This is a genomic window from Christensenella minuta, from assembly GCF_003628755.1.
Taxonomy (GTDB): domain Bacteria; phylum Bacillota; class Clostridia; order Christensenellales; family Christensenellaceae; genus Christensenella; species Christensenella minuta.
This window is the reverse complement of record NZ_CP029256.1, coordinates 1,454,122-1,479,451: the sequence shown is the minus strand read 5'-3', so window position 1 is coordinate 1,479,451 and position 25,330 is coordinate 1,454,122. Positions and strand designations below refer to the sequence as shown.

27 protein-coding genes are annotated in these 25,330 nt (G+C 44.4%); 18 read left to right on the top strand and 9 right to left on the bottom strand.

The features are described from left to right. Window positions 1-13 precede the first annotated feature (13 nt). From B1H56_RS07040 to B1H56_RS07015, 6 genes are all read left to right on the top strand, one after another. Window positions 14-268, top strand: coding sequence for a DUF4315 family protein (locus B1H56_RS07040; RefSeq protein WP_066522974.1), 255 nt, complete (start codon window positions 14-16; stop codon window positions 266-268). Then, window positions 265-999, top strand: a complete 735-nt coding sequence (locus B1H56_RS07035; RefSeq protein WP_066522976.1) for a CD1107 family mobile element protein — start codon at window positions 265-267, stop codon at window positions 997-999. Before B1H56_RS07040 ends, B1H56_RS07035 begins: the two co-directional genes overlap by 4 nt. Further along, a complete protein-coding gene (locus tag B1H56_RS07030; protein WP_066522977.1) occupies window positions 996-3,095 on the top strand; it encodes a DNA topoisomerase 3 in 2,100 nt (699 codons plus the stop codon). Before B1H56_RS07035 ends, B1H56_RS07030 begins: the two co-directional genes overlap by 4 nt. A 231-nt stretch (window positions 3,096-3,326) precedes the next feature. Continuing rightward, the gene (locus B1H56_RS07025; protein WP_082771023.1) at window positions 3,327-4,883 is read left to right on the top strand and encodes a YodL domain-containing protein; all 1,557 of its coding nucleotides are present in this window, start codon (window positions 3,327-3,329) and stop codon (window positions 4,881-4,883) included. A 4-nt stretch (window positions 4,884-4,887) separates the two neighbouring features. Continuing rightward, on the top strand, window positions 4,888-5,115 hold the full coding sequence (locus B1H56_RS07020; RefSeq protein ID WP_066522979.1) for a transposon-transfer assisting family protein: 228 nt from the start codon (window positions 4,888-4,890) through the stop codon (window positions 5,113-5,115). Next, a complete protein-coding gene (locus B1H56_RS07015; protein WP_066522981.1) occupies window positions 5,112-5,456 on the top strand; it encodes a cysteine-rich VLP protein in 345 nt (114 codons plus the stop codon). Before B1H56_RS07020 ends, B1H56_RS07015 begins: the two co-directional genes overlap by 4 nt. A gap of 182 nt (window positions 5,457-5,638) precedes the next feature. Here the strand turns inward: B1H56_RS07015 and arsM are convergent, their stop codons facing one another. The 6 genes from arsM to B1H56_RS06985 form a co-directional block, all read right to left on the bottom strand. After that, window positions 5,639-6,448: an arsenite methyltransferase gene (arsM, locus tag B1H56_RS07010; RefSeq protein WP_066522983.1), complete on the bottom strand. Its 810-nt coding sequence runs from the start codon at window positions 6,446-6,448 to the stop codon at window positions 5,639-5,641. A gap of 20 nt (window positions 6,449-6,468) precedes the next feature. Then, a complete protein-coding gene (arsB, locus tag B1H56_RS07005) occupies window positions 6,469-7,527 on the bottom strand; it encodes an ACR3 family arsenite efflux transporter (protein ID WP_066522985.1) in 1,059 nt (352 codons plus the stop codon). 52 nt (window positions 7,528-7,579) lie between these two features. Then, complete coding sequence (locus tag B1H56_RS07000) at window positions 7,580-7,882, bottom strand: ArsR/SmtB family transcription factor (RefSeq protein WP_074025738.1); 303 nt, start codon at window positions 7,880-7,882, stop codon at window positions 7,580-7,582. 140 nt (window positions 7,883-8,022) lie between these two features. Continuing rightward, on the bottom strand, window positions 8,023-8,466 hold the full coding sequence (locus B1H56_RS06995) for a DUF6050 family protein (protein ID WP_242861811.1): 444 nt from the start codon (window positions 8,464-8,466) through the stop codon (window positions 8,023-8,025). An 83-nt stretch (window positions 8,467-8,549) separates the two neighbouring features. Beyond that, window positions 8,550-9,050, bottom strand: coding sequence for a hypothetical protein (locus tag B1H56_RS06990; protein ID WP_066522988.1), 501 nt, complete (start codon window positions 9,048-9,050; stop codon window positions 8,550-8,552). Continuing rightward, window positions 9,047-9,997 carry a hypothetical protein gene (locus tag B1H56_RS06985; RefSeq protein WP_066522989.1) on the bottom strand — a complete coding sequence of 317 codons (951 nt, stop codon included), beginning with the start codon at window positions 9,995-9,997 and terminating at the stop codon, window positions 9,047-9,049. Before B1H56_RS06985 ends, B1H56_RS06990 begins: the two co-directional genes overlap by 4 nt. A 284-nt stretch (window positions 9,998-10,281) precedes the next feature. On the opposite strand from B1H56_RS06985, the gene B1H56_RS06980 reads away from it, so the two are divergent. The 3 genes from B1H56_RS06980 to B1H56_RS06970 all read left to right on the top strand — a co-directional run bounded on the left by B1H56_RS06980 (window position 10,282) and on the right by B1H56_RS06970 (window position 13,071). Then, a complete protein-coding gene (locus B1H56_RS06980; RefSeq protein WP_066523776.1) occupies window positions 10,282-11,493 on the top strand; it encodes an IS110 family RNA-guided transposase in 1,212 nt (403 codons plus the stop codon). 278 nt (window positions 11,494-11,771) lie between these two features. Further along, entirely contained in the window at window positions 11,772-12,083 is a 312-nt protein-coding gene (locus tag B1H56_RS06975) for a helix-turn-helix domain-containing protein (RefSeq protein WP_066523725.1), read from the top strand. A 559-nt stretch (window positions 12,084-12,642) separates the two neighbouring features. Continuing rightward, a complete protein-coding gene (locus B1H56_RS06970) occupies window positions 12,643-13,071 on the top strand; it encodes a helix-turn-helix domain-containing protein (RefSeq protein WP_066523727.1) in 429 nt (142 codons plus the stop codon). A 273-nt stretch (window positions 13,072-13,344) separates the two neighbouring features. On the opposite strand, the gene B1H56_RS06965 is transcribed toward B1H56_RS06970, so the two are convergent. Then, window positions 13,345-14,436: a relaxase/mobilization nuclease domain-containing protein gene (locus B1H56_RS06965; protein WP_330383178.1), complete on the bottom strand. Its 1,092-nt coding sequence runs from the start codon at window positions 14,434-14,436 to the stop codon at window positions 13,345-13,347. Continuing rightward, window positions 14,397-14,729, bottom strand: a complete 333-nt coding sequence (locus B1H56_RS06960) for a plasmid mobilization protein (protein WP_066523729.1) — start codon at window positions 14,727-14,729, stop codon at window positions 14,397-14,399. Before B1H56_RS06960 ends, B1H56_RS06965 begins: the two co-directional genes overlap by 40 nt. A gap of 400 nt (window positions 14,730-15,129) precedes the next feature. On the opposite strand from B1H56_RS06960, the gene B1H56_RS06955 reads away from it, so the two are divergent. The 9 genes from B1H56_RS06955 to B1H56_RS06905 all read left to right on the top strand — a co-directional run bounded on the left by B1H56_RS06955 (window position 15,130) and on the right by B1H56_RS06905 (window position 23,390). Beyond that, window positions 15,130-15,966 (top strand): tyrosine-type recombinase/integrase, encoded by an 837-nt coding sequence (locus B1H56_RS06955; RefSeq protein WP_002573990.1) that lies wholly within the window; start codon window positions 15,130-15,132, stop codon window positions 15,964-15,966. A 336-nt stretch (window positions 15,967-16,302) separates the two neighbouring features. Continuing rightward, a complete protein-coding gene (locus tag B1H56_RS06950) occupies window positions 16,303-16,587 on the top strand; it encodes a hypothetical protein (protein ID WP_066523730.1) in 285 nt (94 codons plus the stop codon). Between the two features lie 28 nt (window positions 16,588-16,615). After that, window positions 16,616-17,803: a nucleotide sugar dehydrogenase gene (locus B1H56_RS06945; RefSeq protein ID WP_066523731.1), complete on the top strand. Its 1,188-nt coding sequence runs from the start codon at window positions 16,616-16,618 to the stop codon at window positions 17,801-17,803. 21 nt (window positions 17,804-17,824) lie between these two features. Then, entirely contained in the window at window positions 17,825-19,117 is a 1,293-nt protein-coding gene (locus B1H56_RS06940; RefSeq protein WP_066523732.1) for a glycosyltransferase family 2 protein, read from the top strand. Next, window positions 19,095-20,132, top strand: a complete 1,038-nt coding sequence (locus B1H56_RS06935; protein WP_066523734.1) for a glycoside hydrolase family 26 protein — start codon at window positions 19,095-19,097, stop codon at window positions 20,130-20,132. The genes B1H56_RS06940 and B1H56_RS06935 overlap by 23 nt, the downstream gene beginning before the upstream one ends. 588 nt (window positions 20,133-20,720) lie before the next feature. Next, window positions 20,721-21,164: an RNA polymerase sigma factor gene (locus B1H56_RS06925; protein WP_002566650.1), complete on the top strand. Its 444-nt coding sequence runs from the start codon at window positions 20,721-20,723 to the stop codon at window positions 21,162-21,164. Beyond that, the gene (locus tag B1H56_RS06920) at window positions 21,161-21,400 is read left to right on the top strand and encodes a helix-turn-helix domain-containing protein (RefSeq protein ID WP_066523738.1); all 240 of its coding nucleotides are present in this window, start codon (window positions 21,161-21,163) and stop codon (window positions 21,398-21,400) included. The genes B1H56_RS06925 and B1H56_RS06920 overlap by 4 nt, the downstream gene beginning before the upstream one ends. 429 nt (window positions 21,401-21,829) lie before the next feature. Beyond that, a complete protein-coding gene (locus B1H56_RS06910; protein ID WP_002566648.1) occupies window positions 21,830-22,033 on the top strand; it encodes an excisionase in 204 nt (67 codons plus the stop codon). Window positions 22,034-22,112: 79 nt separating this feature from the next. Then, entirely contained in the window at window positions 22,113-23,390 is a 1,278-nt protein-coding gene (locus tag B1H56_RS06905) for a site-specific integrase (RefSeq protein WP_002566647.1), read from the top strand. 580 nt (window positions 23,391-23,970) lie between these two features. Here the strand turns inward: B1H56_RS06905 and B1H56_RS06900 are convergent. Beyond that, complete coding sequence (locus tag B1H56_RS06900; RefSeq protein WP_066523776.1) at window positions 23,971-25,182, bottom strand: IS110 family RNA-guided transposase; 1,212 nt, start codon at window positions 25,180-25,182, stop codon at window positions 23,971-23,973. Between the last annotated feature and the right edge of the window lie 148 nt (window positions 25,183-25,330).

The following is a 25,330-nucleotide window of genomic DNA, read 5'->3' as shown; positions in this document are numbered from 1 at the left end:
GGAAAGGAACACAATGGACAAGATCGACAAAATTATTAAAGAAATCGACAAGACAAAGGCGCAGATCGTGAGCGCACAAAAGAAGCTAAAGAATTTGGAGCAGCAAAAAACGCAGGAAGAAAATTTGCAAATTATACAGGCAGTGCGGGCAATCAAAATGACCCCGGACGAATTACGGCGTTTTTTGCAAAAACAGAAAACCCCAAAAATGAAAGACGACCAGCCGGAAACCCCGGCACATGATGAAAGCGAGGAAACTAACGTATGAGGATGAAAAGAAAACATAGAATCACAATCAATATTTTGCTGGTGCTTATTATCGTTATCATTGCCATGCTTGCAATGCCGACAGTGGCAGCCGCCCAAGCGGACGACCCCGCGGCAGGAACGCCAACCGCGGAGCCGATACCAACGGCGACGGCAGAGACAACAGCCCACAGCGCAACCCCACCCAGCACGGCGACGGCAAGCACGACCAGCGCGGAGCAGGACGGCGGCGGTAGCTCTACGGACAAAGACGAAGCCCCGGAAAAAGAATTTTTCACGATTGAAACCAAGAGCGGCAAAGTGTTCTATTTGATCGTGGACAATAAGAAAACGTCTGATAATGTTTTCCTGCTTACCGAAGTAACGGAAAACGACCTTTTGAACTTTACCGAGGACGAGCAGGAAAAAAATATTTTTGGCGGGGCAACGACGCAGCCGACCCCTACCACAGAGCCGTCATCCGAAGCATCGGCAAGCGCACAAGCTGAAAATCCGGCACCCACAGCCGAGCCGGAACAACAACCCGCCAGTAATAATACTATTATGATGATCGGTGTGGTTGTTGTGATTGCTTTGGTGGGCGTGATCGCATTTGCGGTTAAGAAGCGCAAGGCAAAACAAGCGTTGGGCAGTATGGACGATATCGAGGACTACGCAGACGATTTTGAGGATGAAAACGACCCGGACGACTTCGAGGACGAAACCAAAAACGATCAGGAGGATAGCGAGTGAAATTAGTAATTGCGGAAAAACCAAGTGTCGCGCGGTCGATTGCAAACGTGATCGGTGCGAAAGAAGTAAAAGACGGATATTGCGAGGGAAACGGTTATCTGGTCTCGTGGTGCGTTGGTCATTTGGTGGAGCCAGCCCACGCCGGAGTGTATGACCCGAAATATTCCAAGTGGACAAAGGAGGATTTACCGATCATCCCGGACGTATGGCATTACGTGATTTCAAAAGCCAAGCAAAAACAGTTTGCTATATTAAAAGAACTTATGCGGCGGGCAGATGTCGAAAGCCTTATTTGCGCGACAGACGCCGGGCGCGAGGGTGAGCTTATTTTCCGTTTGGTCTACAAGCAAACAGGCTGTAAAAAACCGTTCTCCCGCTTGTGGATTTCGTCAATGGAAGATAGCGCAATCAAGCAGGGATTTGACGCGCTCAAAGACGGCACGGAATACGACGATCTTTACGCTTCCGCGCTGTGCCGCTCTAAAGCTGATTGGTTGGTAGGTATCAATGCAACCCGGTTATATTCTGCCCTATATAACGGTTCGCTGAATGTGGGGCGCGTTCAATCCCCAACCCTTGCCATGATAACGCAGCGGGCCGAGCAGATCAGGGACTTTGTAAAGGAAAAATATTACGTTCCGCATATCCAGTGCGGCGAGATCGACGCAACGGGCGCAAAAACATTCGACCCGGCAGAAGCGGAAAGGATAACGGCGGCTTGCGACAAACAGCAAGCCGTTTTACGTTCCCTCATTTCCGAGAGCAAGACGGCCCGCCCGCCGAAGCTGTACGACCTTACCAGCTTGCAGCGGGACGCAAACCGTATATTTGGATATACGGCACAGCAGACGCTTGATTATATTCAAAACCTGTACGAAAAAAAGTTGACAACCTACCCGCGCACGGATAGCCAGTATTTGACGCTTGATATGACAGACACAGCCGCCGAGATCGTCAAGGTGGTTTTGAAGCTGCCATTTGCTGAAGCAATTCGGGACGAACTGAAGCCCAACGTTACACAGACCGTCAACGACAAAAAAGTTTCAGACCACCACGCAATCATCCCAACCCTGCAAGTGGGAATCGCAGACCTTACCCCCCTGCCAGACGGGGAAAGAAACATTTTATATCTGATATCTGCCCGCCTAGCGTGCGCGGTTAGCGACCCGCATATGTTTGAAGCTGTTACCGCTGAATTTGATTGCGCGGGTCATGCGTTCGCCGCGAAAGGCAGAGCCGTGACCGCCGAGGGCTGGAAAGCGGTTGAAAAGGCTTTTAAAAACAGCATAAAAGAGAAATCCGATGACGAGGAAACCGAAATGCCGCCGTTGCCCCAGCTTGTCGAGGGGCAGACGTTTTTAGAAGTGCAAGCGTCCACGTCCGAAAGCTGGACAGCCCCACCGAAGCCCTACACAGAGGACACATTACTTGCCGCAATGGAACGAGCCGGGAACGAGGACACAGACCCCGAAGCCGAACGGCGCGGGCTGGGAACCCCGGCGACCCGTGCGGGCGTGATCGAAAAGCTGGTGCAAAAAGGATTTGCCAGTCGCAAAGGAAAACAGATTATCCCGACCGAGCGCGGCACAGCCCTTATATCCGTATTGCCCGAAAAACTCACGTCCCCAAAACTTACGGCAGAATGGGAAAACACCTTAACAGAGATCGCACGGGGCAAAAGCGGAGCTGCCGAGTTTATGGACAGTATCGCGGGATATGTCCGGGAACTGGTCGAAACAGTCCCCGAAGTGACAAACGACCAGCGGAGCCGTTTTCAGTTTGATAAACCCGTCATCGGCATTTGTCCCCGTTGCGGTGGCAACGTCCACGAGAGCCGCACAAACTTTTATTGTGCAAATAAGGATTGTGGCTTTGTCATGTGGAAGAATGATAAATTTTTCCGGGACAAAAAAACAAGCCTTACTCCTCGAATGGCAACGGAGCTTTTGAAGTCCGGGCGAGTTAAGGCAAAGAACCTTTATAGCCCAAAGACTGGAAAAACATATGACGCGCAGATTATCCTTGCGGACACGGGCGGCAAGTACGTCAATTTTAGGCTGGAATTTGAGCATAAAGGCAAGGTTTTCAAAAGTTAATATCCGGGAATTGGTATCTTAACAAGCATAGGAAGTGTATTAACACACTTCCAACTTTGCCCCGGCCCGCGAAGCTGGGCGGGGCAAAGTGCTTGTTGAGGGGCAAGCCCCCAAACCCCCCAAAAACACGAAAGGAGTATAATTTTGAGCGAAGCACAAAATAATGAAGTGATAGGCGCAGGGCATTCACCCGCGCCTATTGTTTTTGAAACACATACCCGAAAAGAGCAGATGCAGGAGATTACCGACAAGCTGGAACAGGGCGTAAAGGAAATCTTTGAATCAGACCAATTTAAAGAATATCTTAGCACGATGTCAAAGTTTTATGATTATTCCATAAACAATAGTATGCTCATATTCCTGCAAAAGCCAGATGCTTCTCATGTAGCGGGTTTCCGCGCATGGGAAAAGAAATTTGATCGGCACGTTATAAAAGGACAAAAGGGTCTTAAAATCATTGCCCCTACAAAGTTTAAGGTATTAGAAAAAGAAAACAAAACCGCCCCCAAGACAGGTAAGCCAGTGATCGGCAGCGACGGAAAACCCGTAAAGGAAACGGTCGAAAAGGAAATGATCGGCTATCATACCGTTACGGTTTTCGACGTTTCGCAAACCTACGGCAAAGAATTACCCGAAATTCCCATGAGTATGCTTAGCGGTAAAGTCCCAAACTATAAGCGGTTTTTTGATGCGCTGGAAAAAGTATCGCCTGTTCCTATTGATTTTGAAACGATTGAGGGCAGCGCAAACGGTTATTACAGCTTTGCGGATAAACGAATTGCGATTAAAAAAGATATGAGCGAAGCACAGACGATTAAGACCACTATACATGAAATTTCACACGCCAAGCTGCACGACCTAGATTTAAAGACAACGGAAGATAAGCAAAAGCTACCATATGACAAGCAAACCAGGGAAGTACAAGCCGAAAGTGTGGCATATTGTGTTTGTCAACATTACGGGCTGGACACATCAAGTTATTCATTTGGCTATGTTGCAGGGTGGAGCAGCGGAAAGGAAACCGCCGAATTGAAAGCGTCCCTTAACGTTATTCGTAAAACGGCGGCAGAGATTATAACGGACGTTGACGCGCAGATTGCGACGCTCAACATGGAGCAAACGCAAGAGAGCGAAAAAGCCCCGGGGCTAATCGAGAACAAGGACACTTTTTCTATTTACCAGCTTACAGACAAGGCAACAGAAAAATACGGCTTTATCTCGCTAAACAGCCTACGAGCCGACGGCGTGGCGGTTGACCCTGCAAATTACCGCTATCTATATAACGGCGAGTTTCCCAAAGACAAAACCCTTGAAGATATTTATGTTCGGTTCAACCTTTATCGCCCTGAAAACTTCATAGGGCATTCGCTATCTGTTTCGGACGTGATCGTTACCCAGCGCGACGGTATGGAAAAGGCTTATTATGTGGATAGATTCGGTTTTACCGAAGTGCCGGACTTTATGACATTGTTACAGGAGCAGCGGCAAACCCCGATCAATCCATTAGAAACCGCCGAGAAATCCACGGAACAAAATTATAACATGATCGACGGGCAGATCAACAACACGCCCACGGTTGACGAACTGGAAAAGCGGGCTAAAGCTGGGGAAACGATATCCATTACGGAAATCATCAAAGCAAATAAGGCAGACAAAGCCCGCGCTGCCAGCAAAGACGAGAAAAGACCGTCAATCCGGGCGCAACTCAAAAAGGATAAACAATCCGTCGCACGGGGCGAACGTCCAGCACAGCAACCAAAACAAAATAACAAGGAACGCGAGGTATAACGATATGGAGTATTTCACAGTAGAAGAAACAAATTTGATTTGCATTTACGACATTCGGACACGGGCGGGGCTGTTACGCGATTTGTACGCAGCTACTGAGGACGTTTACGACCCGGAATTACTGGAGGTTTTCAAAGCTGTAATTCATAAGCTGGAGGGATTGACGGACGGCGAATATTTGGAACTTGCCCCCGGTCTTGTCCCAGCCGATGATTTGGAAGTAGACGCATGAAACAGTTTACGCCCTTTCAGACGAAGCGGGCAAACGTCCTTATCCGTGCCGAGTGTTGCAATTACGTTCAAGGGAATTGTGATGCGCTGGACGCTGGGGAGCCTGTACCCTGTCCGCAAATTGCGTCACAGTCCATGTTGTGCTTGTGGTTCAAAAATGCGGTTTTACCGATTGATAAAACCCTTTGCGCGGAGCTTTCAACCCCGGACAAGCAAAAGCCTTGTGCGAAGTGCGGCGCATTGTTCCAGTCGAGCAGCAACAGAGCTAAGTATTGTAATTTATGTGTCAATCAGATTAAGCGCGATCAAGCGCGGGAGCGTATGCGGCGAAAAAGGCAATAATATGTTACGCATTAGAGCCGAAAAAACCTCTTAATAGCAGGGGCTTTTTAAGCCGTATTTGCATAAGGTAAGGTGTTTGTACCTAAACACCCGAAAAACGGGGTCTAAAGCGTAACATAACAGCAAAAAAAGAGCGTGGCAGCTTGCGAGGTTTCGCGGCCGTCACGCTATTTTTTGTTGTCTTATTTATAAGCCTTTACATAGGCACTCGCAAATGCGTTGTCGAGTTCGTTTGCGTCCTCATCAGAAAGACCAAATTCCAAGCCCTTATTTGTTGCAAAGTCACGCAAAAACTCTTTTGTGTAAGAATCCACTATCGTGATTTCAATATTTTTGAATCCTGCCGCTTCCAGTTTTTGGGTATATGTCTCAATCGAAAGAGCACCAGAAATGCAACCAACCCAAAGTTGAGCATTTTTTCGCAACTCTGCCCTTACAGGCTTTAACTCCACAACATCGGCAATCGCAATACGACCGCCCGGTTTCAAAACTCGATATGTTTCACAAAGTACCGCGCTTTTATCTTCACTTAAATTGATTACGCAATTAGAGGTAACAACGTCAACGGTATTATCATCAAGCGGAATATCTTCAATGTAGCCTTTAATAAATTCAACATTTTTCTTTCCGCTTCGTGCTTTATTTTCATTTGCCAAATGAAGCATTTCGTCAGTCATATCAAGCCCGTAAACCTTGCCCGTTTCACCTGCATATTTTGCAGAAATCAATACGTCAATTCCACCCCCGCTACCAAGATCAAGTACAGTTTCGCCTTGCTGGATATTTGCCAAGAAGATTGGATTTGCACAGCCGATTGATGCTTTCAATGCTTCTTCGGGTAATCCCTCTAAATATTCATCGTCGTACAATACTTGGCTTTTTTGGGGCTTACAGCAACAGCAGGGAGCTTCCCCTGTACCCGTAGTTACCTCGCTTGCAATACCACCATAGTATTTTTTAATCTCGTCTTTCATATTCTTATTATTACTCATGTCTTTACTCCTTTGATTTTTTATAGTCTATTCACGGCAGGAAACCACCGTTGAGTTTTATTTGCAATTTTTACAAGCGTCAGCATAACAGGGACTTCTACTAATACACCTACCGTCGTCGCAAGTGCGACTGGAGAATTTGCTCCAAATAGCGCGATTGCTACCGCTACTGCCAATTCAAAAAAATTTGATGCGCCAATCATACCAGCAGGAGCCGCTATGTCAAACGATAGCTTTAACAGCTTACAAGCAAAATACGCGATAAAGAAAATCAAAAACGTCTGAATAACAAGCGGCACTGCAATTAACAGGATATGCACTGGATTTGCAAGTATCGTCTGTCCTTGAAACGAAAATAGAATGATAAGCGTAAGGAGCAGACCAATTACTGTAACATTATTGAATTTTGGCACAAATTTTTGATTGAAATAATCTACTCCTTTTTTCTTTACCATAAATACCCTTGTGAGGATTCCTGCCGTGAGCGGTATCACTACAAACAGTAGAATGGATAAGAATAACGTGTCCCACGGAACTTCGACATTGCCTACGCCTAGCAAGAATTTTACAATCGGTACGAAAGCAAAAAGAATAATCAGATCGTTTGTTGCAACCTGTACCACGGTATATGCAGGATTTCCCTTTGTCAGTGTACTCCAAACGAAAACCATTGCAGTACAGGGCGCGGCTCCGAGAAGTACGGCTCCGGCAAGGTAATCCTTTGCAAGTTCGGGAGGAATCAAATTTTTGAACACCACATAGAAAAACAGTACAGCAATACCAAACATGGTAAACGGCTTTATCAGCCAATTAGTAACCCATGTTACAAAAAGCCCTTTCGGATTTTTCCCCACATCTTTTATACTCTTAAAATCTACTTTCATCATCATGGGATAAATCATAATCCAAATCAGTAGTGCAATAGGGATAGATACATTAGCATACTCAAATTGATTCAGAAAAGTTGGAATCTGTGGTAGAAATTGACTAATAAGAATCCCCGCAACCATACAGATTACAACCCATACCGTCAAATACTTTTCAAAAAATCCGATGCTTTGATTTGTTTTTGCTTCCATAAGCATACTCCTTTAATATATAGACGATTGTCTATATATTATTCAAAAAAAATTATTCGTTGCAAATACAAGCTTTCTCTGTAACCGTCAACATATTCATAAAATCACGAATTTCATTTAGACGTTGCTCGTTTAAAGAATAGTGTGTCCATTTTCCATCTTTTCGTGGAATAACAATCCCGCTATCACATAATATTTTCATATGGTGGGAAAGGGTCGGCTGTGTAATATCAAACTTTTCATGAATTACGCACGCACAAAGTTCTCCACACGAAAGCATATCTATAATTTGCAATCTAGTAGGTTCGGCAATCGCTTTAAATGTATTTGCATAATCCGTATAGTTTGTTTTCATATCAAACCTCACATTGATAACTGTCTATATATAATATATAACACACATAGATATTTGTCAATGTGTTTTTATTATATTAGTAAAGAGCGTGGCAGCTTGCGAGGTTTCGCGGCTGTCACGCTCTTTTGATTGGGGGTACATCATGCTTGCAAAATTTCAATCTTTTTATATCCTGCAATCTTGACGGCGGCAATGATCGTTTTGACAATATAAACGACCGCTTTTATAAGCTGGTAGACCAGCACCACCACGCCGATCACAGCGCCGACGATGATATTAAGGGCTAATATCCCGATTGTTCCGGCTAATCCGTAACCGACCGGGATAACCCAAAGGAACATACGCCGTATGCCATACGGTACGCCCATAAATAGTAAAGTATAGGCTACCCGGTGTTCGCTGGTCTGAAAGATCATGGTTGCAAACCAGTAAAGGAAAAGAGCCAGCACAACAGGCAACACGACAAATTTTAGAAAATCCTTGCGCGTCTTTTTGACGGCGCAATCGTGGCAAAGCGGGATTTTGAAAACAGCGGGGCAAGGTGCGCCGCACTCCGCACAATCGGTTACATAATCTTGTTTCATAAAATCACCCCTTTATATGACTAAAATAATACATGATACCTGTTCTGTAAAGAATGATTTATATACCTACAACGTTACAATTTTCATGTTGCAGTAATAATCATTACTTGCTTTATAAATGAGATCAAATGTCTGTTGACTTGGTATTTCTCCATATACAACAATAAGATATCCACAGGTTTCAAGCAGCCCTTTAAATATATTTCGTTCCCGCCATTACTAGGGTTTTGCTCAACACTAAAGCATAAATCTAAGGATTTGTAAGCATCATTCCAAAGCTGCCTATCTTCGATAGGCTCATCGTCAATAGATGAATTGTAAGGGAAAATTCCCGTGATGCTTAGATAATATTCTTTTCGCATTGCTTTGACAATCTCTAAAGGTATGAGATTTGCCTTGTTAAAAAAAGGAATGGCGAAGGCTTTAACATTTAAATCAATTTTCTTTTTGATTGCCGTGACTATTTTGTCCCTTAATACTGCTATTTGATTAGTTGTTAGCTGATCGGAAATATCGCTGTCGTACCAAATCCCGCACAACTGATGCCGGAATCTGTAAAATGGTATCCCGTTTATAACTTTCATTTTCTTTTATTCCTTTCAATTATTCTTTGTTTTGCAAAAATTGCCTGTTTTAATATCTTCCAATAGTTATCCGCTCTGCTCTTGACTGTCTCAATCTTACCTTGTTTCCCGTCTGTTGCTTCGGCTAAGAGGTCATTCAAAATGTCATCCTCATTTTTCCAATTCCAATAATGCTGATTGATTGTTTCATCGTTTAGCTGGATGATGCTATCTAGCAGATTGCATTTTTCATCTATGCTGGCGATTTTGGGGTAATGCTGTTTTGAAAGTAATTTGTTCTGCTCATGACTTATTTTCGGCTGCAAAATCCCTCGCATTTCAACTAAGAATGCTTTTTCGACCTCGCGCTCTAATTGCCTTTCATATTCAACGTGTTCGCGCTCAATATCGCTATTCGCAAATATCGCTTTTTGCAAGTTGCGACACCCGCGAGATTCTCGCACATTTTCAATCGTAAATTCCTTATCAACGGGATTTAAAAGATATATTGTTTTTCCTTTCTTTACGGCATATTTGTAATATTCAGAATCCCTGTTTTTGTCCATGAGGAATAAAATTCCAGATTCATTGATAACTGCTTGATACGTCATATCAAAGACAGCGGGGTCATTTGTCGCTCTTTTCCTGATATACACAACTTCATCGACAATGAGCTTAACAGCTTTTGATTCATGAGACTTTTCCCATACATAATCTTTGCATGGGGAGAACAGATATAACTTTGGCTTTTCCAATTCTGCATCAAATAAGGCGTTTTCTAAAATTTGTACAAAATACAAATTGGTTTCAGAGTTATCCATAAGTGTGTATCTCTCTATACCAATAGAATATAGGTACATAAATGTGTGGCGTAAAGCATCGGCTATTTTATAAAAAAATGAGGAATTGTGTTCATAATCGTTGTTGGATAAATTATCAATAAAGCTGCAACCAGTATTTTCTATCATTTTTTGCGCTCCTTTCATACTACAATAATTTATGGATAGGATATGGCAGCCAGCCATACGCCTTTCCATCCCATAGTCTAAGCTACAATAAGGGGAGTAATTGGTCTGACGACTCCTTTCTTGGGTCTACACGCCCGTACGTGAGACAGTCAGCCATCCTCTTGTTGCAGCGTTCGTTTTGCAGGTAGAGCCACCACTCGTGCGTTCGTGTCACTCAGTAGATTGAATAGGCAATGGGTAAGAGATGGGCACCGATTACAATACATCAATCAGGAGGAATACTTATGAACGCTGTCGGTATCGACATTTCCAAGGGCAAGTGCATGGTTGCTATCCTGCGTCCCTTCGGTGAGGTGGTTGCTTCACCTTTTGAAATTCAGCACACCGCTCATGAACTCAGACGTTTGGTTGAACGTCTGAAAAGTTTGGACGGTGAAACCCGCATTGTTATGGAGCATACTGGCAATTACTATCTGCCTGTCGCCAGGCATCTGCACGAAGCCGGCCTCTATGTGTCCGTTGTCAATGCTATTCTTGTACATGACTACGGTCAAAATTCCCTTAGACGGGTCAAAACGGACAAGATAGATGCTGTTAAAATCGCCAGCTATGCTCTAAGCCATTGGCTTGATCTTCCGCAATATGCGCCGGAAGAAGACGTTCGCCACATGCTTAAAACCTGCGCCCGCCAGTGCAACCAGTACGTTAAGCAGAGTGTTATGCTTAAAAACAGCCTCATCGCTTTGCTTGACCAAACCTTTCCGAGTGTCAACATGCTGTTCTCCAGCCCGCCCCGCAAGGGGGACGGTCACGAAAAATGGATTGACTTCGTGGGTAAATTTTGGCATTTTGAATGCGTCAACAGCCTTTCCAAAAACGTTTTTACCCAGCGCTATCAAAAATGGTGCAAAAGAACAGGTTACAACTTTCTTTCCACTAAGGCCGCTGCCATCTACGATTTCGCCTGCATACAAGTCAGTACACTGCCTCGAAGCACCTTTGCCAAACAGCTTATTACTCAAGCTGTGTCGCAGCTTAACTCCCTATCGGAAACGCTGGCTCTGATTCGGCAGCAGATGCTTTCCCTTGCCTCCGGCTTGCCGGAATTTCCTGTTGTCATGGCTATGCAAGGGGTCGGCAATGTGTTAGGACCTCAACTCATGGCTGAAATTGGCGATGTGCGACGTTTCAACCGTAAGCAGTCGCTGGTTGCTTTTGCCGGTATCGACGCACCGCCTTTCCAGTCCGGCGCCTTTGAAGCACAGAGTACCGGCATTTCCAAACGAGGTTCTTCCTCACTCAGAAAGACGCTTTTTCAGGTCATGGACTGCCTGCTCAAACACGCGCCCTCTCATGATGCTGTATTCCAATATCTTGACAAAAAACGCGGCGAGGGTAAGCATTATTACGTCTACATGATGGCAGGAGCCAACAAGTTCCTGCGTATCTACTACGCACGGGTTAAGGAGCATCTAGGCAGTTTGGCGGTTCAGTAGCCCACATATTCTTTTTGCTTGGCTTACCAGCTTATTTCAGGGTGGTTTTATTTGATGTTCCATTTTTTACCTTTCATTTTTTATTCATTTCCGGCTTGACTTTTCTTTGCAGGTCTCACGTAGTCTTTTTAATGCGAGACGATTCGGCGATATATACTCAAATTATATAAAAACGCCGCAACGAATACTGTAATAACACACATTGAGCAAAACGTATAATTTAAGTGGATATTTTTGCGTACTTCATCCCCTATAATGAGTAATAAGGCAGGTATCATATGGACATTGATTTTATAGGTGATCGTATATCAAAATTGAGATCAAGGAAAGGCGTTTCCCAAAGGGACATGAGCCTTTCAATCGGGCAAAGTGTGGGCTATATTAACAGGATTGAAAATAAAAATGCCTTACCCTCAATACCTTTGCTATTCTATATTTGCGACTATTTAGGTGTTAGTCTTACAGATTTCTTTGACACCAGCATTGAAGAACCCGCGCTTGTTAGCGAACTTCACGAAGAAACAAAATCATTGAATGAACAAGCGTTGCGTTATATGCTGGGGATAGCCAAAGAACTAAATAAAAAATAGCAAAGTCGTTTGCTTCTTTGCGGGTATTTCAATACCCGCTTTTTGTATTTAAACATTATGATACGTCTCGCGGGACACCAAGTTTCAGCAAAAATGCTTATTTCACAACATAGGGGTCTTGGTCTTTATTCAAAATCAAGAAATTCTATGCTCTCTTTGTTTGGAACTGACTGACGCGCCCCGCCGACATATCAATATTTTATTTTTTCAATGTGCATGGCGCGTAAGGGGTAATGGATGATAATAAAAGGTGTGGGGATTCCTAATCGTCATTCCATTCCCCATATTCGCGCCAAATATTAGCAACAAATACGCATTAAAATTTGTTGCAAACCGCTTGATTTAACCCAACGATAGCGCAATCAGGTGTAGACTAGAAATGTATATAAAGGGTGTGGGTTTATATGTAGTGTTTTGGTGTGTGGGTACACATAGCCTACACCTTTTGCGCCTTTGGGATTGGTTTGCTGTTATTATACGCCTATTATCATAAAAGGACAATACTTTTACGCGATAACAGCTTAAACAAAGAGACTTACGTTAAAGGCAAGACTAATGATTGAATTATACTGATTACATGAATGAAGATAGTTTAGAATATATAAAGAAATTTGTAGCCCAAAGGGTTAATGAATTGCTTACCGAAAATGAAATAACGAACAGAAAAGCACTTAGTCATTTGGTTGGATATAATGAGCATTTTATATCCGATTTGTTATGTAAAAAACGCAGTCCGTATGTAGTCAGTATTTACGATATATGCGAATTTTTTGGTATCACACTTGAAGATTTCTTCCGTGTTGATTATAGCAAGGATAAAACGGTAGCATCGGTTATGAAGTTGTTAGTTGATCAGTACAAACCGGAGGAATTATCTTTACTATATGATATTCTAAGTCATGTTGATAAGGATAGCATAATTACCTTGCTTTCAAGTTATCGCCTTTACTTTGAATCTAAAAAAGAAGATGAAAATAAGAAAATTTGAGCAAAGCGCGGAAAATCCGCGCTTTTTTATCTCTGTTTTTCCTTGCTCTCACGTTCCAGGCGGGGCGGCTCTAAGAGACTATCCACGTTTGCCTTTATGATTTCAAGCTCCCGAACTTCCTTTTTTTGCGTCCTGTAAGATCGGTATAGACTATCTTTTTTATTCTGTAACTTCCCATACTCCTTATGCAGATCGGCGGGAATCGAGGCGCGACCCTTAATGCCGAGATCGGCAAGCCCCTTTTTGGCAGCGTGAAATAATATTAAGCTGCTTTCATGTTCGGAATAATAGCGGTCTTTGTTTTTTTGCCGCAAGGTACTTGTCATAAGTCGGCTTCATACGGCGGTAATTCTCTGTATGCTTCATGGTTAGCAATACATCAGACAAGCGTTTTTCAATCCCGCGCAGATCGGCGGCGGTCTTGTCAAATTTTGTGGCAGCGTCTTTGACGATGCGGGCAAGCTGTTCCCGGTCGGTAATGTTATGCTCCGTTAAATAATTAACAGCTTTTGAGGTCTCTTTGAGGTTAAAGACTTTCGCCCAACGTTTATAGCCCTCATTTTGCTGGGCCTTTATGCTATTCTGTATATCAATGACAAGGTTTACACCCTTGTCGTCGCGCTGGGGCTTGCGTGATGCGCCGCCCGCTATCCGTTCCCGTATACGCATTTCAGTATAATCGTCATGCCCCCGTGTGAATTTATCTTGTCCCGGCGCACGGAATTTTAAAACCTTTTTTGTCCGCGATACTTCATAACCCGCCGCCGATATCCTTTGCAATAATTCATCGAAAGTTTTTACATGGGGAATTGTATCATCAATCAGACGATATAGCTTAGATTTCCAGCCCCGACCCTCGCGGGCGGCGTGATATTCTTTGCCGCTCTTGCTCTTTGCGCTGCGTTCCGTCGTTTCAATCACAGACAGACCATGCGTCCGGCAAAGATCGTCGCTTAGTCGGCGTATTTGTGCAAGGGTGCGCTCATTTGAAATATACTTGTGATGATCGACAAAATTGGTCGCGCAAAACATAATGTGATTATTGACACAACGGCTATCGGTATGTGTTGCAATCACATATTCATATTTGCCTTTTAACACCTTTTCAGCCCATTCCTGCCCCAGCTTGTGCGCTTCTTCCGGGGTGACTTCACCGGGGGCAAAGCTCTGTATCATATGGTGTGCGAGATTGTCCCCTTTGTTCATGCCTTGTGAAATCGTGTAGAAAAATTCTACATCTGCCGTTTCCGGGGTACAACCATAGGAGGACACCAGCCGCCCGCCGTCCGTCTTTTCTGGCTTGGTGACATAGTCAAGTGCTTTTCTTAGCGTTGACTTAATAGGGTGTATCTCACAATATGCCAAACCTCGTTCATCCGCTCCTTTATCTCTTGTATATCTTCGGCGTACAAATTGCCCGTGGTGTTCGCGCGGGCTGCAATTTGGTTGATATTACGACCTATACCGCCAATTTCTCGCGCAAGCTCTTTCAAAGGTGTGTGATCGACTTGTATGACATAACCGTCAATCAGCATCTTGCGGGCATATCTGCTAAAATTATTTGCGCTCCCGGCAAGCTCCATTTTTCGTTGTATTGTTTCCCGTTCATCCTCTGTTACATAGACGATCAGCGGGATTTTTCTTTTGCGTTCTGCCACGTTTCCGCTCCTTTCTTTTGGGGGTTTGGGGGTGTCCCCTCAACAAGCATTTTGCAACCAAGCCAGCTTTGCGGGCTGGGGCAAAATTCGGAAGTGTTAATACACTTCCTATGCTTGCTGTTTTTCTTTTCCTCCACTCCTAATACTCTGAGAAGCCATCAAACTACCCGCAAAATAGCGCTTTGGAAAGAAAAATTTGCAAAAAAATAAGAGGCCCTTGGCCTCCATACAACAAATGATAAACAAATGCCGAATCCGTTTGACGCGTTCGCTTGACGGTCCGTGTCTACAGCACATCGTTAAACTTACCCGTTCTTTTGTTTTACCTTTGCAGAGAATACGGTATAAAAGATTCTGTCATACTACTTTCATACTATCAATTTAGAAGAGGTAAAACACGATGAAACAAAATTACAATGAAATCTTGCGGGAGTACCGCATCTACTTGACCGAACATGAAAAATCTCACGCAACCATACAAAAGTATGTTCGTGAGTTGGTTTGGTTTCTTTCATTTTTACAGGGGGAAGAACCTACAAAAGCAAAGGTGCTGGAATATCGAGAGCAACTGCAACAGAGCCACCATGCCCGCACCGTAAATGCCAAGCTGTCCGCCATTCATTCCTATCTGGACTACCTGGGGCTGGCGGCCTGCAAGGTGAGGTTTTTGAAAATCCAGCATACGGTATTTGTGGATGACAGCCGAGATTTGACCGAAGCGGAATACCACCGCTTGTTAGACGCTGCCAAAAGGAAAAAGGACAGCCGCCTGTATCATGTGATGCTTGCCATTTGCACCACCGGAATCCGGGTCAGTGAGCTTTCCTTTCTGACTGTGGAGGCATTGCACAAAGGAAAAGCGGAAATCCGCATGAAAGGCAAAATCCGCACCATTCTCTTGACAAAAGAGCTGTGCCGGAAATTGAACGCCTATGCCAAAGAAAAAGGCATCCGAACGGGGTATCTGTTCTGCACCCGTACCGGAAAGCCCTTAGATCGAAGCAATATCTGTCATGATATGAAAAAGCTGTGCCGGGCGGCGCGGGTAAATCCTGAAAAGGTCTTTCCCCACAATTTGCGGCACTTGTTTGCAAAATGCTATTATGCCATCAAAAAGAATCTGGCATATCTTGCGGATATTTTAGGACACGCCTCCGTGGACACCACGCGTATCTATGTAGCTATGGGCACACGGGAACATGAGCGAACCTTACAGCGGATGCATCTGATCTCATAGCACCACGGAATAATGATTCTGTGGTTCCATGGCCCCCTTGCTCAGTTACAAGTAGAACTGATTAGCTCTATTATAAGTGTATCAGAGCAGATTTTCAACCATTTATTACATATAGAACAGCAAAATAAATACGAAAAATAGACCTGCACCGCGAAATATGTGCGCAGGTCTGCTTTTTATGCCTGTCAGAACGCCCTTAGTTGATTAAAATAATAATTTTCTTCCTAGAAGCAGTAACGATTACCCCAGAATCATTATTCTGCGGTAATTGAATCGTTCAGAAAAGGAAAGTTTGTGGTTAGGATATTCCCTTTGAAATGACAGGAGGTGAATAAAGTGGAAGAAAGATGGTCGGTAGAATTGTTGGAGTGCTTGGCCCAGAAGGCCGGATGTGGGTATCTGTCGGATTTGCGGTATCTCAGCCCATGGGAGCAATTCCATCTGTCCAGGGAGCTTTTACATATTCCTTCGGAAGCCTTTTCGCTAAAAACGTGGAATGACGCCTTGGCTTATCTGACGGGTCTTTCCCAGCAAGCGGATGCATCCGCCGCGAAAGAAACGTTGATGAAGCATCTATCGGAACACTGCAGCGGTTTGCAACGTCATCCGAGCCGAGAATGAATTTGAATAGAAAGGTGGTTAGAATGCTATGCAAATTACTGTTGTAGGCGCAGGTTATGTGGGGTTATCTCTTGCCACTCTGTTAGGCCAAAAGCATGAAGTAATAGTGCTTGATATTGATGAAGAAAAGGTTGCGAAAGTTAATTCCCGTATTTCTCCCGTTCAGGACGTATATCTCGAAAAGTTTTTTGCCGAAAGAAAACTAAATTTGACAGCCACTGTAGATACGGCAATAGCATATAAAGACGCCGAGTATGTAATTATTACAACACCTACTAATTATGAGGATGAAACCAATAGCTTTGATACTCATGCGGTTGATTCCACCATAGAAATTTGTATGGCAAATAATGATCATTGCATTATGATCATCAAAAGTACGGTTCCTGTTGGGTATACAAGGAGTGTGCGAAAAAAATATAACACCAGCCACATTCTATTTTCCCCTGAATTTTTAAGAGAAACGAAAGCCCTATACGACAATTTGTACCCTTCCAGAATTGTTGTTGGTACAGATATTGCAGACCCTGCTATGGTTATCCATGCACAGGTTTTTTCAACCATCTTGCAAGAGTGCGCAAATAAAGAAGATATTCCCGTCTTGATTATAGGGCTTGATGAAGCAGAAGCCGCTAAACTTTTCGCTAATACTTATTTAGCCATGCGTGTTGCGTTCTTTAACGAATTGGATACCTTTGCAGAAATGAATGGGTTAAGTACAAAGAACATCATAGATGCAATTTGTCATGATCCTCGAATTGGTAAGCATTATAACAATCCATCTTTTGGCTATGGCGGATATTGCCTCCCGAAAGATACAAAGCAGTTGAAATCAAGTTTTCATGATATTCCTGAAAATTTGATTACCGCTGTGTGTCAGGCAAACCACACCAAAAAAGGCCATGTCATAAAGGAAATTCTGAATAAACATCCTGGCACAGTTGGTATTTACCGCTTAACGGCAAAGTCTAATTCTGACAATTTCCGTTCAAGTGCTGTTTGGGGTGTTATGGAGGGGCTTTCCAAAGAAAAACAAGAAATTGTAATATATGAACCCTTATTAGGCGATGCCGCAGAGTTTATGGGTTATAAGGTTGTACATTCTTTTGCGGAGTTTAAGCGTTCATGTGATGTTATTGTTGCTAATAGAGTTTCCAGTGAACTCTCGGAAGTTATGTATAAGGTTTATACAAGAGATATCTTTGGAAGAGATTGACCCGGCGAGGCGGTGATTGTAATGTACACATTTTTCTTGATGGTCGAGGATTATATCAAAACTCATAACCTTCACCTCTTTATGTTTTTCTTCGCATTCATTTTCATTCGATGGGGAATAGTATTTTTCCATGCTATTCGATATAAGCCATATGATTATGAAGATAAAGAAATAAATTATTTTACATCGGTGCTGCTCCCAGTCGTTGACGAACCATTAGATCTATTTTATAGTGTTCTGATGAAAATAGCACGCCAGAATCCGTCTGAGATTATAGTTGTCATTAATGGGCCAAAAAACGAGGGGCTTGAAAACCTGTGTGTAGATTTCAACAGGAATTTACCAATTGGCTTTACTCCTGTTCAGCATTATTATACACCTGTTGCCGGTAAGAGAAATGGGATCCGTGTGGCAATGGAGCACATTAATCCGAATTCCGATATAACAGTGCTTGTGGATAGTGATACGGTATGGACAGAGGATACTTTGTCCGAGTTGCTGAAGCCTTTTGCTTGTGATCAAAAAATTGGCGGTGTTACAACCAGACAGAAAATACTTGATCCTGACCGCAAACTCGTAACCATGTTTGCAAATTTGCTTGAAGAGATCAGAGCTGAAGGAACGATGAAAGCAATGAGCGTTACAGGCAAAGTGGGCTGCCTTCCCGGCAGGACAATTGCTTTCCGTACTCAGATTTTGATAGATGTGATGTATGACTTTATGAATGAGACATTCATGGGATTTCACAAAGAAGTATCCGATGACAGAAGCCTCACAAACCTGACGCTCCGAAAGGGGTACAAAACAGTTATGCAAGACACCTCAGTAATTTATACAGATGCGCCCACCGAATGGAAAAAATTTATCAGGCAGCAGTTAAGATGGTCGGAAGGTTCACAGTATAACAATCTGAGAATGACTCCTTGGATGTTAAAAAACGCCAAGCTGATGTGCTTTATTTACTGGTCAGATATGATTAGTCCGATGATGCTGGTTAGCGTTTATGCCAATACTATAATTTGCAAGGTGTTAAATATACTTGGCTGCGCGATTCCAACATTGGCATATACCGCTCCATGGTGGCAGATCATTCTCTTTATTCTTCTTGGTTGTATCATTAGTTTTGGTTCACGAAATATTAAGGTTATGAGAAGTGTGAAGTGGTATTATACATTACTGCTTCCAGTATTCATCCTTGTTTTAACTGTTGTCATGGTTCCTATCCGATTGCTAGGCCTTATGCTCTGCTCTGACGATATGGAATGGGGCACCCGGAAATTGGAGGAGGACAATGATAAAGCGGAAGTTCCTTAATTGCATTTGTATATTCGCGGCTGCTATATTTATATTATGGGTTGGTTGCAACGAACAGCCTGTCGATACCGAGAAGGCCGATGGCTCTGACAGCATTGCGTCTATTGAGGCTCCGAGTAATAGTCAAGCTACACTGGAAGAACCAACTACGGAATCTATTGTAACAGAATCCTCAGTTGTCGAGTCTGAATATTATCCTATTACAGAGGGACAAAGATATTTGGGCGTTTATGTTCAAGGCCCCGAAGAGACTGATGTTTTAGCTGACAGCATCAATACTTTAGCTTGGTTTGATCGTTTTGATCAGACAAGTGATTACAAGATTTCTTTATGTTTAGACGACAATAAATATATAGCGTTTATCACTTTGCAGCCTACCGACTGGGACTTAAAATTGGTTTCTGACGGGTATTATGATGATTTAATTATTGAATATTTTAAGAAACTCTCTTCGGATAACAGAGCCAATACAGAACTTTTTGTTCGATTAGCGCATGAAATGGAAATGAGGCCCTCTTACAAATCTGGTTGGTACAGTTGGCAAACAGATGATGCTCACGCATATGTAAACGCTTGGGTTCACATTGTGAACTTGGGTAGGGAATATGCTCCCAATGTTAAGTGGGTATGGTCTCCCAACAGGGCAGACGAATACACAACGAAATATTATCCAGGTGATGAGTATGTTGATTATGTCGGATTGACATTGAATAACACATTGGATTCCCGTGAGAGTTTTCAGCAATTCTATGAAAATGAAGGTCAAAGAGACTATTTGGAAGCATATAATAAGCCAATTATTTTTGGAGAGATCGCGGAGCATAGCACCAGTGATGAAGTTCGCAATGAATACATACAATCTGTTTTTGATTATCTTGGAACCTACGATAAATGCATCGGTTTTATTTTCTTAAATCAAGATATAGAAAGTGCAAGACAATACAAGTTTACAGATTGCGAATTGATATTAGATACATTTATTGAGAATGCGAGGGATTACATTTGTGCGAAATAAGAAGTTTACAAAGTATCAGATCATGACGAGAGTTGGAACGATTATCAGCATTTTACTGTTTGTTGTCCTTGGATTTTGTATCGAAGTTATTTTCTAAAAAAATGGAGAAAGTGAAAGATGGAACATCAAACCAAAGGAACGTTGCGCAATCAGGCCGTCATTACATCAGCCGGATCGCCCCGAGCAACCACACCGCGGTTCGTAAGGTATTGGATGGGAGCAATTCCCCCTAACGCTGATCCCATTGGCGGTTTCAGGAGGGAGCCGTCATGTGTAGAACGGGATATCGACCAACGGAAATGGGAGTAACACCGTTAAAAAAAACATCCCCCGGCCCGTGGGAAATGTGGCCGGAACCATGAATTTGCGTATGCAATAAAATATCATACTATTTTTTTGTTCGCCCGGAGGGTTTATGCCCTTCCGGGCGAATTTTGTTATTTCCTTCGGCCCGCTCTATCGGTCAAACACTTTTTCAAAATTTTTTTAAAAAAGTGGTGTTTGGCGGGTAGCTGGAGGCCTTTCAACAGTAACTTTGGCGGAAAGGGAGAAAACCACCGAAATCCCCCACAGAAAGGGGGTGAAAAGATGGAAACGATCCCCCGCAATGATTTTATCCTGCGGCACCGCTATGATGCTTTCTGCAAAGCGGTACTCCGCAATGAGGCTAAAAGCTACTGGTCGGAGATGGCGCATCGCCGCGAACGTGAAAAGTCGCTGGATGCTCTGACACAAGAGGAAATGGACAAGCTCTCAGTCGTGGATGATTACCCCAGCGACAGCTACGTTTTTTCGTCGTATGGGTATGACCTGCTGATCGACAACGAGCTTGTAGCCGAGGCGTTCGCCAGCCTGCCGGAACAGGAACAAAGCATTTTGATTTTGCACTGTGTTCTGGATTTGGCAGACGGAGAAATCGGCAGCCTCATGGGAATGTCCCGCAGCGCCGTACAGCGTCACAGGACAAGGACCCTGAAACAGTTGCGTATGAAATTGATGGCGTTCATGCCAGAGGGAGGTAAACGCGGATGAAGGAACCTACATTCAACGGCAGAGAGCTTCTTCCCCTTTCGGTGATGGAAGCTGCCCACGCTGGGGATGCAATGACTATGGAGCAAGTGCTGCGGTACTATGAGGACTACATAAACAAGCTCTGCATCCGCACCTTGTATGACAGCAACGGCATCCCCTATGTGTGCGTGGACGAGTATATGAAGCACCGTTTGGAAATCAAGCTCATTCATTCCATCATCGTTGCCTTGAAGTAACGACCCGGCCACGGTAACGGAAATGTCTTATTACTCTCTTTCCGCATTTCCGCCGGCTCGGTGGCTGATGTATGTACCTTGACAAATACGCCCGCAGGACAATGGCGGCGCGTCATAGGGCATACGGACACATTCTGTCTACACCGAGCCGGACGGCGGGTGCGCCATGATGCTGGTTTCTACGAAAACAGCGGAGCGACAACCACCCAGCCGCAAAATAAGCGTAGCTGCTTATGGGCGATGACGTGCAGGCAGGACAATGATACTCCCTTACAGCCACAGTCCGAGCGTTAAAAGCGTCACAGGCAATGGGTAGGGCCGTGTGAGAACCACACGGGGGTGAAAAGCCCGTGGAGCTGGGCCGCCAGCCGTCCGTGTTTTGCCCACATTTACAAGGAACCTTTGCTTTGAACAGAAGGAGGCCATATTATGAGTAATAACGATGTGCCTATTTGGGAAAAGTATACGCTTACCATTGAGGAAGCGTCGAAATATTTTCGCATTGGAGAAAACAAACTGCGTCGGCTTGCCGAGGAAAACCCATCCGCTGGCTGGGTGATTTTGAACGGCAACCGCATCCAGATCAAACGGCAAAAATTTGAAAAAATCATTGATTCTCTTGACACAATCTAGTGAAAAAGAGCCTTGACTATGCTATAATACTCTTAAAGCGTGTCAAGGCTCTTTCCGTCATGGAAAGGAGCATGACGAAATGTCAAAAAAAGAACGAGATGAAAAAAGGCGGGACAGCAAAGGCCGCCTTTTGAAATCTGGAGAGAGCCAGCGAACAGACGGAAGATACGCCTACAAATATACGGATACCTTTGGAGAACCGAAGTTTGTGTACTCATGGAAGTTAGTCCCTACGGACAAAATCCCTGCCGGAAAACGCCCGGATATTTCTCTGCGTGAGAAAATCAAGCAGATACAAAAAGACCTTGACGATGGGATTGACACCATCGGTAAGAAAATGACCGTGTGCCAGCTATATGAAAAGTATATCCGGCAGCGGGGCAATGTGAAACGGGGAACCCATAAGAGCCGCCAGCAGTTAATGAAACTTCTGTCCGAGGATAAAATCGGAGGGGCCAGCATCGACAGCGTGAAGCTGTCTGACGCCAAAGAATGGGCCTTGCGTATGCAGGAAAAGGGCGTGGCCTATCATACCATCTGCAACGGCAAGCGTTCCCTGAAAGCCATTTTTCACATGGCCGTACAGGACGATTGCCTCCGCAAGAATCCCTTTGACTTCCAGATCAATGAGGTTATCAACGACGATACCGTACCAAAGGTGCCGCTTACCCCTGCACAGGAAAAGGAGCTTTTGGGCTTCATGCAGAGTGACCCCGTTTATGCCAAGTATTATGACGAGGTATTGATTCTGCTGGAAACCGGACTTCGCGTTTCCGAACTCTGCGGCCTGACGCCTGCCGACCTGAATTTTGACAAGCGGTTTGTGAATGTAGACCACCAGCTTTTGAGAAGCACCGAGGACGGCTACTACATCGAAGCGCCAAAGACAGACAGCGGTTATCGCCAGGTGCCTATGAGCGCAGCGGCCTACAAAGCATTTCAGCGTGTGTTGCACAGGCGAAAGGACGGCAAAGGCGTTGTGGTGGACGGGTATAAGGGATTCCTGTTCTTAAATCGGGACGGACTGCCGAAAGCGGCTGTCAACTATGATTCCATGTTTCAGGGCCTTGCCAAGAAGTTCAACAAGTTCCATGCGGAACCGCTGCCGGAGGTCATGACGCCACACACCATGCGGCATACATTCTGTACCAGAATGGCAAATGCGGGCATGAACCCCAAGGCATTGCAGTACATTATGGGGCATTCCAATATCGTTATGACGCTGAACTATTACGCCCACGCCACGTTCCATTCCGCACAGGAGGAAATGGAACGGCTGCAAGCCAAGTCACAGACCGCCGCCGCAGTCAACGCGCAGCCTGCGTCAGAGAGCGCCCAGGAATCCAAGGCCGCATAAGATACGCAGAATGTACTACTGTTTGTACTACGTTTGAGAACGAAAACATGAGGGGTAATAAGAATGTTTGTGAGGTTCTTCCGATAGGAAAAATGCCGGAAAAGCCCGAAGTTAAGGGCTATACCGGCATATAAGAACATCTAACGAGATAATTGGAAATCTATTAAATGATTTAATGAACAGTTGCATAGCTGTTTTAAGTGGTCGGTGTGGGTGCGGCTTATGAGAAATCCGTATAATTTTAGCATCGTTTGCTATCGCGTGACGGGGTAGCAAACTGCATCGGGCAAATTCATAACACCTTTGTAATCACAACAACGAAAGCAGCGGTTGTATTTAATACAATCGTCTTTTTTTATGGTTCTCAAAAAATTTTTCAACTTTTTTTGAAAAATGGTTCCTTTTTCCATTTTCAAATTGTGCTAGTAAGTGAAAGGGGATATTTCACCGCCCTTGCGGACGCGAGACCTGCAAAGAAAAGTCAAGCCGGAAATGAATAAAAAATGAAAGGTAAAAAATGGAACATCAAATAAAACCACCCTGAAATAAGCTGGTAAGCCAAGCAAAAAGAATATGTGGGCTACTGAACCGCCAAACTGCCTAGATGCTCCTTAACCCGTGCGTAGTAGATACGCAGGAACTTGTTGGCTCCTGCCATCATGTAGACGTAATAATGCTTACCCTCGCCGCGTTTTTTGTCAAGATATTGGAATACAGCATCATGAGAGGGCGCGTGTTTGAGCAGGCAGTCCATGACCTGAAAAAGCGTCTTTCTGAGTGAGGAAGAACCTCGTTTGGAAATGCCGGTACTCTGTGCTTCAAAGGCGCCGGACTGGAAAGGCGGTGCGTCGATACCGGCAAAAGCAACCAGCGACTGCTTACGGTTGAAACGTCGCACATCGCCAATTTCAGCCATGAGTTGAGGTCCTAACACATTGCCGACCCCTTGCATAGCCATGACAACAGGAAATTCCGGCAAGCCGGAGGCAAGGGAAAGCATCTGCTGCCGAATCAGAGCCAGCGTTTCCGATAGGGAGTTAAGCTGCGACACAGCTTGAGTAATAAGCTGTTTGGCAAAGGTGCTTCGAGGCAGTGTACTGACTTGTATGCAGGCGAAATCGTAGATGGCAGCGGCCTTAGTGGAAAGAAAGTTGTAACCTGTTCTTTTGCACCATTTTTGATAGCGCTGGGTAAAAACGTTTTTGGAAAGGCTGTTGACGCATTCAAAATGCCAAAATTTACCCACGAAGTCAATCCATTTTTCGTGACCGTCCCCCTTGCGGGGCGGGCTGGAGAACAGCATGTTGACACTCGGAAAGGTTTGGTCAAGCAAAGCGATGAGGCTATTTTTAAGCATAACACTCTGCTTAACGTACTGGTTGCACTGGCGGGCGCAGGTTTTAAGCATGTGGCGAACGTCTTCTTCCGGCGCATATTGCGGAAGATCAAGCCAATGGCTTAGAGCATAGCTGGCGATTTTAACAGCATCTATCTTGTCCGTTTTGACCCGTCTAAGGGAATTTTGACCGTAGTCATGTACAAGAATAGCATTGACAACGGACACATAGAGGCCGGCTTCGTGCAGATGCCTGGCGACAGGCAGATAGTAATTGCCAGTATGCTCCATAACAATGCGGGTTTCACCGTCCAAACTTTTCAGACGTTCAACCAAACGTCTGAGTTCATGAGCGGTGTGCTGAATTTCAAAAGGTGAAGCAACCACCTCACCGAAGGGACGCAGGATAGCAACCATGCACTTGCCTTTGGAAATGTCGATACCGACAGCGTTCATAAGTATTCCTCCTGATTGATGTATTGTAATCGGTGCCCATCTCTTACCCATTGCCTATTCAATCTACTGAGTGACACGAACGCACGAGTGGTGGCTCTACCTGCAAAACGAACGCTGCAACAAGAGGATGGCTGACTGTCTCACGTAC

Excerpts from the sequence above, each read along its gene's own strand:
- B1H56_RS07040 (WP_066522974.1), top strand. The coding sequence starts at position 14 with ATGGACAAGATCGACAAAATTATTAAAGAAATCGACAAGACAAAGGCG.
- B1H56_RS07035 (WP_066522976.1), top strand. The coding sequence starts at position 265 with ATGAGGATGAAAAGAAAACATAGAATCACAATCAATATTTTGCTGGTG.
- B1H56_RS07025 (WP_082771023.1), top strand. The coding sequence starts at position 3,327 with ATGCAGGAGATTACCGACAAGCTGGAACAGGGCGTAAAGGAAATCTTT.
- B1H56_RS07020 (WP_066522979.1), top strand. The coding sequence starts at position 4,888 with ATGGAGTATTTCACAGTAGAAGAAACAAATTTGATTTGCATTTACGAC.
- B1H56_RS07015 (WP_066522981.1), top strand. The coding sequence starts at position 5,112 with ATGAAACAGTTTACGCCCTTTCAGACGAAGCGGGCAAACGTCCTTATC.
- arsM (WP_066522983.1), bottom strand. The coding sequence starts at position 6,448 with ATGAGTAATAATAAGAATATGAAAGACGAGATTAAAAAATACTATGGT.
- arsB (WP_066522985.1), bottom strand. The coding sequence starts at position 7,527 with ATGGAAGCAAAAACAAATCAAAGCATCGGATTTTTTGAAAAGTATTTG.
- B1H56_RS07000 (WP_074025738.1), bottom strand. The coding sequence starts at position 7,882 with ATGAAAACAAACTATACGGATTATGCAAATACATTTAAAGCGATTGCC.
- B1H56_RS06995 (WP_242861811.1), bottom strand. The coding sequence starts at position 8,466 with ATGAAACAAGATTATGTAACCGATTGTGCGGAGTGCGGCGCACCTTGC.
- B1H56_RS06990 (WP_066522988.1), bottom strand. The coding sequence starts at position 9,050 with ATGAAAGTTATAAACGGGATACCATTTTACAGATTCCGGCATCAGTTG.
- B1H56_RS06985 (WP_066522989.1), bottom strand. The coding sequence starts at position 9,997 with ATGATAGAAAATACTGGTTGCAGCTTTATTGATAATTTATCCAACAAC.
- B1H56_RS06980 (WP_066523776.1), top strand. The coding sequence starts at position 10,282 with ATGAACGCTGTCGGTATCGACATTTCCAAGGGCAAGTGCATGGTTGCT.
- B1H56_RS06975 (WP_066523725.1), top strand. The coding sequence starts at position 11,772 with ATGGACATTGATTTTATAGGTGATCGTATATCAAAATTGAGATCAAGG.
- B1H56_RS06955 (WP_002573990.1), top strand. The coding sequence starts at position 15,130 with ATGAAACAAAATTACAATGAAATCTTGCGGGAGTACCGCATCTACTTG.
- B1H56_RS06945 (WP_066523731.1), top strand. The coding sequence starts at position 16,616 with ATGCAAATTACTGTTGTAGGCGCAGGTTATGTGGGGTTATCTCTTGCC.
- B1H56_RS06940 (WP_066523732.1), top strand. The coding sequence starts at position 17,825 with ATGTACACATTTTTCTTGATGGTCGAGGATTATATCAAAACTCATAAC.
- B1H56_RS06935 (WP_066523734.1), top strand. The coding sequence starts at position 19,095 with ATGATAAAGCGGAAGTTCCTTAATTGCATTTGTATATTCGCGGCTGCT.
- B1H56_RS06925 (WP_002566650.1), top strand. The coding sequence starts at position 20,721 with ATGGAAACGATCCCCCGCAATGATTTTATCCTGCGGCACCGCTATGAT.
- B1H56_RS06920 (WP_066523738.1), top strand. The coding sequence starts at position 21,161 with ATGAAGGAACCTACATTCAACGGCAGAGAGCTTCTTCCCCTTTCGGTG.
- B1H56_RS06910 (WP_002566648.1), top strand. The coding sequence starts at position 21,830 with ATGAGTAATAACGATGTGCCTATTTGGGAAAAGTATACGCTTACCATT.
- B1H56_RS06905 (WP_002566647.1), top strand. The coding sequence starts at position 22,113 with ATGTCAAAAAAAGAACGAGATGAAAAAAGGCGGGACAGCAAAGGCCGC.
- B1H56_RS06900 (WP_066523776.1), bottom strand. The coding sequence starts at position 25,182 with ATGAACGCTGTCGGTATCGACATTTCCAAAGGCAAGTGCATGGTTGCT.